At 58.2% G+C, this 13,106-nt stretch carries 11 protein-coding genes; 7 read left to right on the top strand and 4 right to left on the bottom strand.

What is annotated here, in order from left to right:
• From gyrB to dnaA, 3 genes are all read right to left on the bottom strand, one after another.
• Positions 1–2,595, bottom strand: a complete 2,595-nt coding sequence (gene gyrB / locus ACFQND_RS11060; RefSeq protein ID WP_377413425.1) for a DNA topoisomerase (ATP-hydrolyzing) subunit B — start codon at positions 2,593–2,595, stop codon at positions 1–3.
• Between the two features lie 135 nt (positions 2,596–2,730).
• On the bottom strand, positions 2,731–3,837 hold the full coding sequence (dnaN, locus tag ACFQND_RS11055; RefSeq protein ID WP_371437373.1) for a DNA polymerase III subunit beta: 1,107 nt from the start codon (positions 3,835–3,837) through the stop codon (positions 2,731–2,733).
• Positions 3,838–4,113: 276 nt separating this feature from the next.
• Complete coding sequence (gene dnaA, locus ACFQND_RS11050) at positions 4,114–5,508, bottom strand: chromosomal replication initiator protein DnaA (RefSeq protein WP_371437372.1); 1,395 nt, start codon at positions 5,506–5,508, stop codon at positions 4,114–4,116.
• A gap of 981 nt (positions 5,509–6,489) precedes the next feature.
• Here dnaA and rpmH point away from each other — a divergent pair.
• From rpmH to ACFQND_RS11015, 7 genes are all read left to right on the top strand, one after another.
• Positions 6,490–6,624: a 50S ribosomal protein L34 gene (gene rpmH, locus ACFQND_RS11045; protein ID WP_007862708.1), complete on the top strand. Its 135-nt coding sequence runs from the start codon at positions 6,490–6,492 to the stop codon at positions 6,622–6,624.
• Between the two features lie 84 nt (positions 6,625–6,708).
• The gene (locus ACFQND_RS11040) at positions 6,709–7,143 is read left to right on the top strand and encodes a ribonuclease P protein component (RefSeq protein ID WP_371437394.1); all 435 of its coding nucleotides are present in this window, start codon (positions 6,709–6,711) and stop codon (positions 7,141–7,143) included.
• A 19-nt stretch (positions 7,144–7,162) separates the two neighbouring features.
• Complete coding sequence (gene yidD, locus ACFQND_RS11035) at positions 7,163–7,495, top strand: membrane protein insertion efficiency factor YidD (protein ID WP_371437393.1); 333 nt, start codon at positions 7,163–7,165, stop codon at positions 7,493–7,495.
• Positions 7,492–9,219 carry a membrane protein insertase YidC gene (gene yidC / locus ACFQND_RS11030; RefSeq protein WP_371437371.1) on the top strand — a complete coding sequence of 576 codons (1,728 nt, stop codon included), beginning with the start codon at positions 7,492–7,494 and terminating at the stop codon, positions 9,217–9,219. The genes yidD and yidC overlap by 4 nt, the downstream gene beginning before the upstream one ends.
• Before the next feature lie 51 nt (positions 9,220–9,270).
• Complete coding sequence (mnmE, locus tag ACFQND_RS11025) at positions 9,271–10,686, top strand: tRNA uridine-5-carboxymethylaminomethyl(34) synthesis GTPase MnmE (protein WP_371437370.1); 1,416 nt, start codon at positions 9,271–9,273, stop codon at positions 10,684–10,686.
• Between the two features lie 129 nt (positions 10,687–10,815).
• Complete coding sequence (locus ACFQND_RS11020) at positions 10,816–11,313, top strand: Crp/Fnr family transcriptional regulator (RefSeq protein WP_371437369.1); 498 nt, start codon at positions 10,816–10,818, stop codon at positions 11,311–11,313.
• Positions 11,314–11,733: 420 nt separating this feature from the next.
• Positions 11,734–12,438, top strand: a complete 705-nt coding sequence (locus ACFQND_RS11015; RefSeq protein WP_371437368.1) for a hypothetical protein — start codon at positions 11,734–11,736, stop codon at positions 12,436–12,438.
• A gap of 95 nt (positions 12,439–12,533) precedes the next feature.
• Here the strand turns inward: ACFQND_RS11015 and ACFQND_RS11010 are convergent, their stop codons facing one another.
• Entirely contained in the window at positions 12,534–13,106 is a 573-nt protein-coding gene (locus tag ACFQND_RS11010) for an adenine phosphoribosyltransferase (RefSeq protein WP_371437367.1), read from the bottom strand.

The raw sequence follows: 13,106 nt of genomic DNA, 5'->3' as shown, positions 1-13,106 counted from the left end.
TTAAACGTCGATATTCGCAGCGCGCAAAGCGTTCTGCTCAATGAACTCGCGGCGCGGCTCAACCTCGTCGCCCATCAACATGGTGAACACGCGGTCGGCTTCGATCGCATCGTCGATCTGCACGCGCAGCAGGCGGCGCACGGTCGGGTCCATCGTGGTTTCCCAGAGCTGGGCCGGGTTCATCTCGCCCAGGCCTTTGTAGCGCTGGCGCGAGGTGGCGTTTTCAGCCTGGCCGATCAGCCATTTCATGGCCTGGCGGAAGTCGCTGACTTTTTCTTCCTTCTGGCGCTCGCCTTCGCCGCGCATGACTTTGGCGCCTTCGCCTATCAGGTCCTTGAAGGTGGCGGCTGCATCGGCCAGCGAGGCATAGTCGGCGCCGTGCACAAAGTCCTGCGTCAACACGCTGCTCTTCACGTTGCCGTGATGGCGGCGGCTGATGCGCAGAATCGGTTTGTCGGTGCGCACGTCAAACTCACCAGCGACTTCAGCCGTAGGCAAGAATTTCTGCAGCACAGCAGCCGAGGCTTCGGCATCGGGCACGGTGTCCAGGTTGAGCGACACGCCATCGGCAATCGCTTTCAGCGCTTCGGCATCCATGTAACCGCGCAAGCGCGCAATGACGGACTCGGCCAGCTGGTGTTTGCGTGCCAGCTCTGCCAGCGTTTCGCCAGTCAGTACCGCGCTGCCTTCGCCTGCGGTTTGCACCGATGCGTCTTTAAGCGCGATGCGCAGCAAGAAGCCGTCAAGCGCTGCGGTGTCTTTCAGGTACTGCTCTTCCTTGCCGGCCTTGACCTTGTACAGCGGCGGCTGGGCAATGTAGATGTGGCCGCGCTCGACCAGCTCGGGCATCTGGCGGTAAAAGAAGGTCAGCAGCAGCGTGCGGATGTGGGCGCCGTCAACGTCGGCGTCGGTCATGATGATGATGCGGTGGTAACGCAGCTTGGCAACGTTGAAGTCATCACTGCCGGTGCTGCCGCCCGCCTTGCCTATGCCGGTGCCAAGCGCCGTGATCAGCGTCAGGATTTCATTGCTGGTCAGCAGCTTTTCGTAGCGGGCTTTTTCAACGTTCAGGATCTTGCCGCGCAATGGCAGGATTGCCTGGAACTTGCGGTCGCGGCCCTGTTTGGCGGAGCCGCCTGCGGAGTCACCCTCGACCAGGTAGATCTCGCACATGGCGGGGTCTTTTTCCTGGCAGTCGGCCAGCTTGCCGGGCAGGCCCATGCCGTCGAGCACGCCTTTGCGGCGCGTCATGTCGCGGGCCTTGCGCGCGGCTTCACGCGCGCGGGCGGCTTCAATGATCTTGCCGACGATGATCTTGGCGTCGTTGGGGCGCTCCTGCAGGTAGTCATGCAGCAGCTTGCTGACGATGTCTTCCACCGGGCCGCGCACTTCGCTCGACACAAGTTTGTCCTTGGTCTGGCTGGAGAACTTGGGCTCGGGCACCTTCACGCTCAGCACGCAGCACAGGCCTTCGCGCATGTCGTCGCCGCTGACTTCAACCTTGGCTTTTTTGGCCAGTTCGCTGTCGTCTATGTACTTGTTGATCACCCGCGTCATGGCGGCGCGCAGGCCGGTCAGGTGGGTGCCGCCGTCGCGCTGGGGAATGTTGTTGGTGAAACACAGCACCTGCTCGTTGTAGCCGCTGTTCCACTGCATGGCGACTTCCACACCGATGTTGGTGCCCTGGTCGCTCTGGCGGTCACCCATGGCTGCAAACACGTTGGGGTGCAGCACGGTCTTCCCTTTGTTGATAAAACCGACAAAACCCTTGACGCCATCGGCGCCGGCAAAGTCGTCTTCCTTGCCGGTGCGCTCGTCCTTCAGGCGGATACGCACGCCGTTGTTCAAAAAGCTCAGTTCGCGCAGGCGCTTGCTGAGGATTTCGTAGTGGAAATCGTTGTTTTCCTTGAAGATTTCGGTGTCGGGCAAAAAGTGCACTTCGGTGCCGCGCTTGTCGGTGTCGCCCATCACCTTCATCGGTGAAATTTCAACACCGTCCACCGTTTCAACGATGCGGTTTTGCACAAAGCCTTTTGAAAACTCCATGACGTGCACCTTGCCGTCACGGCGAATCGTCAGGCGCAGCATTTTGCTCAGCGCATTGACGCAGCTCACGCCCACGCCGTGCAGGCCGCCCGAGACCTTGTAGCTGTTCTGGTTGAACTTGCCGCCGGCGTGCAACTCGGTCAGGGCAATCTCGGCAGCCGAGCGTTTCGGCTCGTGCTTGTCGTCCATCTTCACGCCGGTCGGGATGCCGCGGCCGTTGTCGACCACGCTGATGGAGTTGTCGGAGTGGATCGTGACCAGGATGTCATCGCAGTGGCCGGCCAGGGATTCGTCGATCGAGTTGTCGACCACCTCAAACACCAGGTGGTGCAGGCCGGTGCCGTCCGAGGTGTCGCCGATGTACATGCCGGGGCGTTTGCGCACGGCTTCCAGGCCTTCGAGGATCTGGATGGAGCCTTCACCATAGGCTTCGGATGCGCCGGCCTGGTTGGTGTCGATCTTGGGCTGGAAATTGGAGCTTTCCTCGCTGGCGACGCCGTCGGATACATGCACCTGATCGGCTTCGTTCACTTTGTTTTCTTCAGTCATAACCGGCTTTCTTCCGAATCTCTTGCAAATGTTTCGCAAAAGTTTTCCGAATTTCTTCGGACTTCTCAATCTCTTGAATGACCAAACCCGCTTTGGCAAGCGGGTTCGGGTTGTTGGTTTTTACGTTTTTTAAACCTAGATACGCATCGGCATCACGACGTATTTGAAGGCCGCGTCGTCGGGAATAGTCAGCAGCGCGGAGCTGTTGGAATCAGCCAGTTCGATCTTCACCATGTCCTGGTCCATATTGGCCAGGGCATCGATCAGGTAGGTGACGTTAAAACCGATCTCAATCGCATCGCCTGCGTAGTCGATGTCGAGCTCGTCCACGGCCTCTTCCTGCTCGGCGTTGTTGGACGCCACGCGCAGGGTGCCGGGTTCGATGTTCAGGCGCACGCCCTTGAACTTCTCGCTGGTCAAAATCGCCGTGCGCTGCAGGCTGGCCAGCAGCGGCTGGCGGCCCAGGGTGATGATGTTTTTGTGGTTCTTGGGGATGACGCGGTTGTAGTCGGGGAATTTGCCCTCGACCAGCTTGGTCACAAACTCCATGCCTTCAAAGCTGAACTTGGCCTGGTTGCCGGCGAACTGCATTTCAATCGCGCCTTCCTTGTCGCTGAGCAGGCGCTGCATTTCAAGCACCGTCTTGCGCGGCAAGATCACTTCCTGCTTGGGCACTTCAACGTCCAGCGTGGCGGACGAATAAGCCAGGCGGTGGCCGTCAGTGGCGACCAGGCTGAGCTGTTTGCCTTCAGCCACAAACAAAATGCCGTTGAGGTAGTAGCGGATGTCATGCACAGCCATGGCAAACGACACCTGGTTCAAAAGCTCTTTCAAAACCTTTTGCGGCACCGAGAAGGCCGGGCCAAAGTTGGCGGCTTCCTGGACCAGCGGGAAGTCTTCAGCGGGCAGCGTCTGCAATGTAAAGCGGCTCTTGCCACCCTTGAGGATCAGCTTGTTCTGCGCCGACTCGAGCGACACGGTCTGGTCGCTGGGCATGGACCGCAGGATGTCAATCAGCTTGCGTGCACCCACGGTGGTGGTGAAGTTGCCAGCGTCGCCGTCAAGCTCGGCCGTGGTGCGTATCTGGATTTCAAGATCGCTGGTCGTCAGCTGCAGTTGCGGGCCGGTCTTGCGGATCAGCACATTGGCGAGGATGGGCAAGGTGTGCCTGCGCTCAACAATGCCGGCAACCGATTGCAGTACCGACAAAACTTTATCCTGGGTGGCTTTCAGAACGATCATGACTTCCTCTTTGTTTCTCTTTAATTCTTTAATTCAAATTAGTAGTAGTAGTAAGGGCAGCCCTTTTCTGTGGACAGGGCTATTTTCCCCTTTTTAATCAAACACTTGGCGATTGTTTAACCTTGTGTTGAGAACCCCCGCAAGCATAGCCGCCGAATATGAATAACTTTGGCCTGAGCCTCCTCGCTGTGGATAAGCCATGGCTTGTTCAAAACTTATACCCAAAGTTATCCGGAACGGGGTTTTTTGCGGTTTTTGGAGGGTCATGACGTCTGTTTACCCTTTGAGGGTCTGTTCAAGCACATGCAGCTGCTGGTTCAGCTCGGTCATCTGCTGGCGCTCCGCAGACATCTTGCGCACAGCGTGCAGCACCGTGGTGTGGTCGCGGCCGCCAAACAGCTCGCCGATCTCGGGCAGGCTCTTCTGGGTCAGTTCCTTGGCCAGGTACATGGCAATCTGGCGCGGCCTGGCAATGCTGGCCGGCCGCTTCTTGGAATACATGTCGGCGACCTTGATCTTGTAATAGTCGGCGACGGTCTTCTGGATGTTTTCAACCGAAATCTGGCGGTTTTGTATGGACAGCAGGTCGCGCAGGGCTTCGCGGGCCAGCTGGATGGAGATTTCCTTCTGGTTGAAACGCGAATAAGCCAGGATCTTGCGCAAGGCGCCTTCAAGTTCACGCACGTTGGAGCGCACATTTTTGGCGACAAAAAACGCGACCTCCTCGGGCATTTCAGCGCCTTCGGCACCGGCCTTGTTGATCAGGATCGCCACGCGCATCTCCAGCTCAGGCGGTTCGATGGCGACGGTCAGGCCGGAATCAAAACGCGACACCAGGCGCTCGTGGATATCCGTCAGGCCCTTGGGATAGGTGTCGCTGGTCATCACGATGTGTGATTTTTTGGTCAGCAGGGCCTCAAAAGCGTTGAAGAACTCTTCCTGCGTGCGGTCCTTGTTGGCGAAAAACTGCACGTCATCGATCAGCAGCAAATCGAGCGAGTGGTAACGCTCCTTGAACTCGTCAAAAGTCTTGCGTTGGTAGGCCTTGACCACATCCGAAACAAACTGCTCGGCATGGATGTAGAGAACTTTTGCGTTGAGGTTGTCAGCCAGCAGTTTGTTGCCGATGGCGTGCATCAGGTGGGTTTTGCCCAGGCCGACGCCGCCATAGATAAAAAGCGGGTTGTAAAGCTGCCCCAGGCTGCTGGCCACATGCATGGCTGCGGCCCGGCCCATGCGGTTGGCCGTGCCTTCAATCAGGGTGTCAAACGTGAGCGCGGTATTGAGCCGGTTTTTAAACGGGGCGCCGGCGACTTCTTCCGCCACGCCCAGACCAACCGGCTCAGGAACACCTGAAGCTTCGAAACTCCGGGTCAGGGATGATGACTTGGACTGTGCTTCACGCGGAGCAAGCGCTAACTCAAGAGGAATGCTTTGACCTGAAACCTTTTCCAGCAGGGCGACGATCCTGGCCGCGTACTGGGCCCGAATCCAGTCAAGCTTGAAGCGGTTCCCAACCTGGATGGTGACTTTTGACAGGTCTTCCGCAACGTCGGCGGCCAGCGGGCGTATCCACGTATTGAACTGCTGTTCCGGCAATTCCTGTGCGAGATGGTCGACGCAGGTTTGCCACAAACCATGACCCAGGTTGTAAGTTGTACCTTCACTCATGGCTGGTTCTACCCGCCTGCAGACGCGAAGCAGCCGGCAGCCGCTTGTGGATATTGTTAATTTTGAACACTCGCAATTGTAGTCCCGCAGCTTAGTTATCCACAAAAACTCATACGGGGTTTTAACCTATTCCAGAGCCGTCCGGAATTCCCAAAGATTCTCAAAAACGATTGCTCGTGCCGCGACCTGGTTTTCAGGGCTTCGAATTCGGGGAAATGAATGAAGGGTAAAAAACGGATTCCGACCAAAACTGAGCAGGTTCAAAAAATAAACAGCAAAAGAATTCTTTATGCTTAATTCTGCCTAAGCAAAGCTTGCCAATAACCGTGGGGACAACTTTTGAATAAACCATGACTTATCCACAACGATGGGCCAAAAGTCAAAGTTATTCATCGCCAGCCGTAACTTTCAAGCGCCAACAACACATGGTTAAACAAACGCCAAGTACTTGATAAAAATAGGAAAAATGAGGTTGTACACAGAAAACGCCGATCCTTACTACTACTACTAATTTGAATTAAAGAAGTAAGACAAAGATAAGACACAGCGCCCGCACGCCAAAACCGCGAAAGCGGCCGTGATTTTTTTACGGCCGCGCCGGTTTCAGCGTTGACTTTGCATTTGGCGTCGTCCTGGCCTCCCGCGCTGTTCTTGCGACGCAAAATCAGGCGTGATGAAGGCCAGCCATGTGCGCAAACCCCCTTGCTGCCGGCCTGCAATCTCAGCCTTTACGCCCAATGGCTGCGCTAAGCTGTTGCCAGCGTTGGGAAATCTGCGATAATCATGGGTTTCCCTGATTCGTAGCGGATTGATGCCGCCTGCGTGACCTTGTTTGCCAAGCCACTTTTGATGGCTTGTTGCAGGTTGTGCCGGTGTGTTGCAAGTCCTGCGGACTTGCATAGCTGGCCGTGTTGTATGGCCACCAAGATCATTCGAATCGCCTAGGGAAGTTTTGTAGCCAACCGGCCAGTAGGACCCATCATGAAACGCACATACCAACCTTCCAAAGTCAAGCGCGCACGTACGCACGGTTTCCTGACCCGCATGAAAACGCGTGGCGGCCGTGCAGTGATTGCTGCACGCCGTGCCAAAGGCCGCAAGCGCCTGGCTGTCTAAGCCTGCACGCTGAAGACTTCAGGCAAGTCTTGGGCTGGGTTCTGGTTGGCGCACCATTTGTTGCACCAGGTCGTACGGTGTTTTGTGCAGCGGCTTAAAACCCGGCCCCAGTTCCAGGCGGTTCTTGCCGGCAGCATTGTTGCCAAAACCGAGCACTTTGCATTGCACCGTAACCGGCTCAATGCGGCAGTGTCGCAAACGGGGCCCGAGCGTTCACAAGAAGAAATCGCGGGCAAGGTCCATCCAGCCTCCGCCCTGTTTCCGGTTCAGGACACCTGGATCGGTGCGATGGTGCCCAAACGCTGGGCCAAACGTGCCGTCACGCGCAACGCCATCAAAAGGCAGATCTATACCGTGAGCGCCGATTTCCTGCACCACTATCCCCAAGCCGCCTTTCTGGTTCGCTTGCGGAAAGAGTTTTCCCGCAAGGAATTTCTCAGCGCCACGTCTGACCAGCTAAAAGAAGCGGTGCGTGCCGAAGTGCAGGCCTTGATGAAAGCCGGTGCCGCCTCCACGTGACGGTTTGCTTGTCCTGCGCATGAAACACTTCCTGGCTGCCCTCTTTCACCTGCCGCGAACTGTCCTGATCGGTTTGGTCAAGGGCTATCGCCTGTTGCTCAGCCCGTGGTTGGGTTCCGCCTGCCGCTTTGAGCCTACCTGTTCGGCGTATTCGCTGCAGGCACTCAAGGAATACGGCGCCGTTGCCGGTACTTACCTCACCTTGCATCGTCTGGTGCGTTGCCAGCCATGGTGCGATGGCGGGCATGATCCCGTTCCGCCGCGCCAGACAGCTGCTGACGGCAGCACTTCCCTCTTCACCCGCCTGGTCACGCCTGTGACCTCCATCCCCTCTAAAAAGAAGCCGTCATGAACGACATCCGCCGCACCATTTTGTGGGTGATTTTTGGTTTTTCCATGGTCCTGCTCTGGGACCAGTGGCAGGTCCACAACGGCCACAAACCCACTTTCTTTCCAGGCGCGAGCAGCTCTGCGAAAGTCACCGAGCCGCATGCGCCGGCATCAGCGGCCTCGTCCGTGCCGGTCGGCAGCCCGTCGTCCGTTCCTGTGCCTGCAGCTGCAGGCAGCGCAGGTGCGTCGGCCGTGCCTGGCGGTGCGCCGTCGGCAGCACCCCAGGCGGCCAAAGAGCAACTGGTGGTGACGACCGATGTTTTCACCCTGGTGTTTGACACCGAAGGCGGTACGCTGGTCAAGTCCACGTTCAACAAGTTCAAGGACATGAACGACAAGAACAGCGGTTTTGTGTTGCTCGACGAAAGCGCCAACCGGGTTTATGTTGCGCAGACGGGGCTGATTGCCAGTGGTGGCGGCGCGGCGCTGCCTACCCACAAAACCCTGATGACGGCGGTCCCCGGCGAGCGCAGCCTGAAAGAAGGCCAGAACGAACTGCAGGTCAAGTTCGAATCGGCGGATGTAGGCGGCGTCAAACTGGTCAAGACCTACACGCTCAAGCGCGGTGCCTACGACATTGCCGTGCGCCATGACGTGATCAACACCGGCAGCACTTCCGTGTCGCCCCAGCTTTATATGCAGCTCGTTCGTGACGGCAACAAGCCGCCCGGAGAGTCATCTTTTTATTCCACTTTCACCGGCCCGGCGATTTACACCGAAGCCAAGAAGTACCAGAAGATCGAATTCAAGGACATCGAAAACAAGAAGGTCGATGTCGAGAAATCCGCGACCAATGGTTATGTTGCCATGGTGCAGCATTACTTTGCCTCCGCCTGGATTCTGGGCGACGGCATCAAGCGCGACCTGTTCGAGCGCAAGGTGGACACCAACCTGTATGCAGTCGGCATGATCACGCCGCTGGACACCATTGCCCCGGGCGCGAGCAAGTCCATCGAATCGAATCTGTTCGTCGGCCCGCAGCAGGAAAAAACCCTGGAAGCCCTGGCGCCCGGCCTGGAACTGGTCAAGGACTATGGCTGGCTGACCATCCTGGCCAAGCCGCTGTACTGGCTGCTGGACAAGCTGCACAGCTTTATCGGCAACTGGGGCTGGTCGATTGTGGCGCTGGTGCTACTGCTCAAGATCGCTTTTTACTGGCTCAATGCGAAGGCTTACGCCAGCATGGCCAAGATGAAGGCCATCAACCCCAAAATCATGGAAATGCGCGAGCGCCTGAAGGACAAACCTCAGGAAATGCAGCAGCAGATGATGAAAATCTACAAGGAAGAAAAGGTCAACCCCATGGGTGGCTGCTTCCCCATCATGATCCAGATACCGGTGTTTATTGCGCTGTACTGGGTGCTGTTGTCCAGCGTTGAAATGCGCGGCGCACCCTGGATCTTGTGGATACACGATCTTTCTTCGCCAGATCCTTTCTTCATCCTGCCTGTCGTCATGACACTCACGACCATGCTGCAGACCGCGCTGAATCCCGCACCGCCGGACCCAATGCAGGCCAAGCTGATGTGGTTCATGCCGCTGATTTTCAGCGTGATGTTCTTCTTCTTCCCTGCCGGCCTGGTGTTGTACTGGATTACCAACAACATCCTGTCGATTGCCCAGCAGTGGGTGATCAATACCCGGATGGGCGTACCGCCGCAATTTAATTTGCCGAAATTCAAATAACGGTAAATCAATAAAAAGGGCCGCTTCGCGGCCCTTTAACATTGCGGCACCATGCTTGCCCGTCATCACCATCCCATTGTGGCCATCGCCACGGCGCCAGGCCGCGGAGCCGTCGGCATTGTTCGTGTTTCAGGCAAGGACATAAGGCCGATCATCGACGCCATTTGCGGCCGCGCACTCGCGCCGCGCCAGGCCACTTACCTGCCCTTTCGTGATGCACAGGGGCAAGTGATTGACCAGGGCCTGGCTATCCATTTCCCGGCGCCGCACTCCTACACCGGCGAAGACGTGCTGGAGCTGCAGGCGCACGGCGGGCCGGTGGTGCTGCAAATACTGCTGGCGCGCTGCCTGGAGGCGGCAGCGGCAATCAACCCGGCGACCGGCCAGGCCTGGCTGGCGCAGTTGCGCGTGGCGCAGCCCGGCGAGTTCACCGAGCGCGCCTTCCTGAACGACAAGATTGACCTGGCGCAGGCCGAAGCGATTGCCGACCTGATAGACGCCAGTACCGAGACCGCTGCACGTTCGGCCGCGCGCTCCATGTCGGGAGAGTTCTCGCTGGCAGTCAACACCTTGCTGGAGCAGCTGATACATCTGCGCATGCTGGTCGAGGCGACGCTGGACTTCCCCGAAGAAGACATCGATTTCCTGCAAAAGGCCGACGCGCAAGGCCAGCTGTTGCGCCTGCAACAGACGCTGGCCAGCGTCATGCAACGTGCTACGCAGGGCGCGATACTGCGCGAGGGCATCAAGGTCGTGATTGCCGGGCAACCCAATGCGGGCAAAAGCTCGCTGCTCAACGCGCTGGCCGGTGCCGAGCTGGCCATCGTCACGCCGATTGCGGGGACCACACGTGACAAGGTCACACAACTGATACAGATAGGCGGCGTGCCTCTGCATGTGGTGGATACGGCAGGCCTGCGTGAGGCGCTGGACGAGGTCGAAAAAATTGGCGTCGAGCGCGCCTGGGCCGAAATACAAAGTGCCGATGCCGTGCTTTTCCTGCATGACCTGACGCAGCAGGATGCTATCAATTACATAGCTGATGACGCGCGTATATCGGCGGCCCTGGCCCTGAAACTGCCTCAAAAGACGCCCACCATCGATGTCTGGAACAAGTCCGACATGGCCACGCCTGCGGCGCTTGCAAAAGCAGGCAAGGGCATTGCGATTTCGGCCAAAACCGGGGCCGGCCTGCAGGCACTGCGCGAACAGTTGTTGCAGGTGGTGGGCTGGCAGTCTGCGCCCGAAGGCGTTTTCATGGCTCGTGAGCGCCACGTGCATGCGCTGCAAAATGTGGATGCGCAACTGTTGCGCGCATCGGCGCAGCTTCGCTCGTCCGCTCCCGCGCTGGACCTGCTGGCGGAAGACCTGCGGCAGGCGCAAATCCACTTGAGCGAAATCACCGGCCAGTTCACGCCGGATGATTTGCTCGGCGAAATTTTCTCCAGGTTTTGCATCGGCAAGTAGCGCGCGAGCGGGCGTGACGGCCGCATGACAACCCGTGGAAATTACAGTCCCCGCACTTTTGTATCAATCGTAAGTGAGCGTTAGCGTCCCTTGCTGGGCATGTTGGCAGGCGAGTATCGTCAAACCATCATGTACGTAACCGCACCACCACTGGTTAAACTTGGCTTTGACATCCGCGGCCTGATGCAAGCCATTGCGAACTGCAAGGCGAGTGATGCCTTGCGCTGCCAATTCTCCCAGCCGAACTGGGACATCCTGGCCGGTTACATGCAGCCCTTTTCCCTCAACAGCGGCCAGGTACTGATAGAGCAGGGAGCGCTGGATCGCACGCTTTATTTCATCGAGAGCGGAACGCTCAGCGTGCATTACGAGGACGGAAAATCAAGTATTCACATGGCGCTGGTTGGCCCTGGAACCGTGCTGGGTGAAGGCGCTTTTTTCTCGCACCAGGCACGCAGCGCCACGGTGCAGGCCTCCAGCCCTTGCAGGCTCTGGTGCCTGACACCCATACGTTTTCTTGAACTCGCCAACCGGCACAGCCCGATTGCGCTGGAGTTGACCATGGGCATGGGGGCCGTCATGGCCAAGCGGCTTTACAACCAGCCAAAACGTGTGGCGGTGACCTGAACGGCCCCTGGCAGTGTTGCCAAAATACAGCAGGGATCGAACCATCCGGGCAAGCGCCAGGCGGCGTGCACCACAGCCCGATAATCCGGTTGATTGGCGGTCGTTTGTCTCGAGGGAGAGTACCCAGGGGGCGGGCCACGCGAGGTCGCCGGGACATTGATTTTCCTGGCTTTCACTGGGCTTACGTGCACCGCATTTGCGTGATTTATTACCATACACTGGCACTTTCGATCCCCAGCGGTTCGATCAAAGGGCCGAGCGGTAGCTTGCAAAGTAAAGGCGGCTGAGTAAACTGCATTTGAAAGCGCGGCCTGCTCGTTTCCCCCTTCGTAGACAAAGAGGATTCCCGGGTTCAGGGCCGTGACCTTTTGTGTCCTTGGGGTAGGGAGAGGGCACCACTTTTTTACGAAAAACGAAGAAATGTCCTTGTTCAACTGGTTTTCCAGAAAGCCCGACTCCAGCAAGCCGCCGCGCAGCAATGACAGCCGGGGCAGGCATGTCGTCACTCCGCGTGACAAGGCGCCGATCCCACAGGGGCAAGGCCTGGCGCCAGACCCGGTCAACCGCAGCGAAATCCGCAAGGCCAAACGTCATGCCCGCCGGGAGCAGCTTTATGTTGCGGTTCGTGAATCCATGACACGTGCGGGCGTGCTGGCGGCCAGCTACAAATTCAAGGTTCTGTCGCTGGACCAGCGCGGGGACCAGTTCCTGGTCATGATGGACGTGGATGCCAGCCTGGGGCGGCAGGCAGAAAAACTCGCAGAAACCGAAGCCATCGTTGTCCAGACGGCCAAGGCGCGTTTTGAAATCCTGGTCACGGCGGTGTACTGGCGCATGGAGGCCAAGGCGGCTTCGGCAGACAACAAAGGCTATCCCGTGCACCTGCCGCCGGCCAAAAAGCCCGGCGCACCGCGTTATGAGCCCATCCATGACGATGAGGTCGCTGCGTTCAAGCAGGCGCTGGCCGCGGCGTCGGCCACCAGCCCGGCAACTATTGACGCGACAGGGAAAAGCCGCAGCGGCCTGCATTCGTACACGCTGCTGACCGGATTTGAGGACACGGAAATGCCGGAGTCGTCAGCCGCACCGGCGCTAAGCGCCACCCAGTACGGCGACCTGAATTAGGTTTAAAAAGGGCTGTAGCCCAATCAGTATGCGCGCAGCCAGCTATTAATTAAGTAGCGGAATGCGCGAAACGGAAGGCCGTTCCTGCGCGCTGCCTAATGCCCCGCAAAATCCAGCAGCGTGAACAGCGGCAGGCCTGCCGCGATCAGCTTTTGCGAGCCGCCCAGTTCGGGCAGGTCCACAATCGCCGCGCCTTCAGTCACCACGGCACCCAGTTTCTCCAGCAGCTTCTTGCCCGCCATCATGGTGCCGCCAGTGGCGATCAGGTCATCAATCAGCAATACCCGGTCGCCGGGTTTGACGGCATCGGTGTGCAGCTCCACCGTGGCGCTGCCGTATTCAAGCTCATAGGTTTCCTGCACGGTGGTAAAGGGCAGCTTGCCTTTTTTGCGCACGGGTACAAAACCGACATTGAGTTCATAGGCAATCACCGAACCAAGGATGAAGCCGCGCGCGTCAAGCCCGGCCACCACGTCAGGGCGCAGTGCCGGGTCCATGTAGCGGTGTACAAAAGCATCGATCAGCACGCGGAAAACCTTGGGGTTTTGCAGCAGCGGCGTGATGTCGCGAAACTGCACGCCCGGCGCAGGCCAGTCCGGCACGGTGCGGATATGGTTCTTGAGGTACTGGCTGACAGTCTGGTGGTTCAGTTCGTGAAGGTCTGGCAT

Source organism: Polaromonas aquatica (genome assembly GCF_042659145.1).
In the GTDB taxonomy this organism is placed as follows: domain Bacteria; phylum Pseudomonadota; class Gammaproteobacteria; order Burkholderiales; family Burkholderiaceae_C; genus Polaromonas; species Polaromonas aquatica.
Note: the sequence above shows the minus strand (reverse complement) of the source record. Positions and strands in the feature narration are given on the sequence as shown.

Coding starts and splice junctions, on each gene's coding strand:
- gyrB (WP_377413425.1), bottom strand. CDS start 2,595: ATGACTGAAGAAAACAAAGTGAACGAAGCCGATCAGGTGCATGTATCC.
- dnaN (WP_371437373.1), bottom strand. CDS start 3,837: ATGATCGTTCTGAAAGCCACCCAGGATAAAGTTTTGTCGGTACTGCAA.
- dnaA (WP_371437372.1), bottom strand. CDS start 5,508: ATGAGTGAAGGTACAACTTACAACCTGGGTCATGGTTTGTGGCAAACC.
- rpmH (WP_007862708.1), top strand. CDS start 6,490: ATGAAACGCACATACCAACCTTCCAAAGTCAAGCGCGCACGTACGCAC.
- yidD (WP_371437393.1), top strand. CDS start 7,163: ATGAAACACTTCCTGGCTGCCCTCTTTCACCTGCCGCGAACTGTCCTG.
- yidC (WP_371437371.1), top strand. CDS start 7,492: ATGAACGACATCCGCCGCACCATTTTGTGGGTGATTTTTGGTTTTTCC.
- mnmE (WP_371437370.1), top strand. CDS start 9,271: ATGCTTGCCCGTCATCACCATCCCATTGTGGCCATCGCCACGGCGCCA.
- ACFQND_RS11020 (WP_371437369.1), top strand. CDS start 10,816: ATGTACGTAACCGCACCACCACTGGTTAAACTTGGCTTTGACATCCGC.
- ACFQND_RS11015 (WP_371437368.1), top strand. CDS start 11,734: ATGTCCTTGTTCAACTGGTTTTCCAGAAAGCCCGACTCCAGCAAGCCG.
- ACFQND_RS11010 (WP_371437367.1), bottom strand. CDS start 13,106: ATGCCAGACCTTCACGAACTGAACCACCAGACTGTCAGCCAGTACCTC.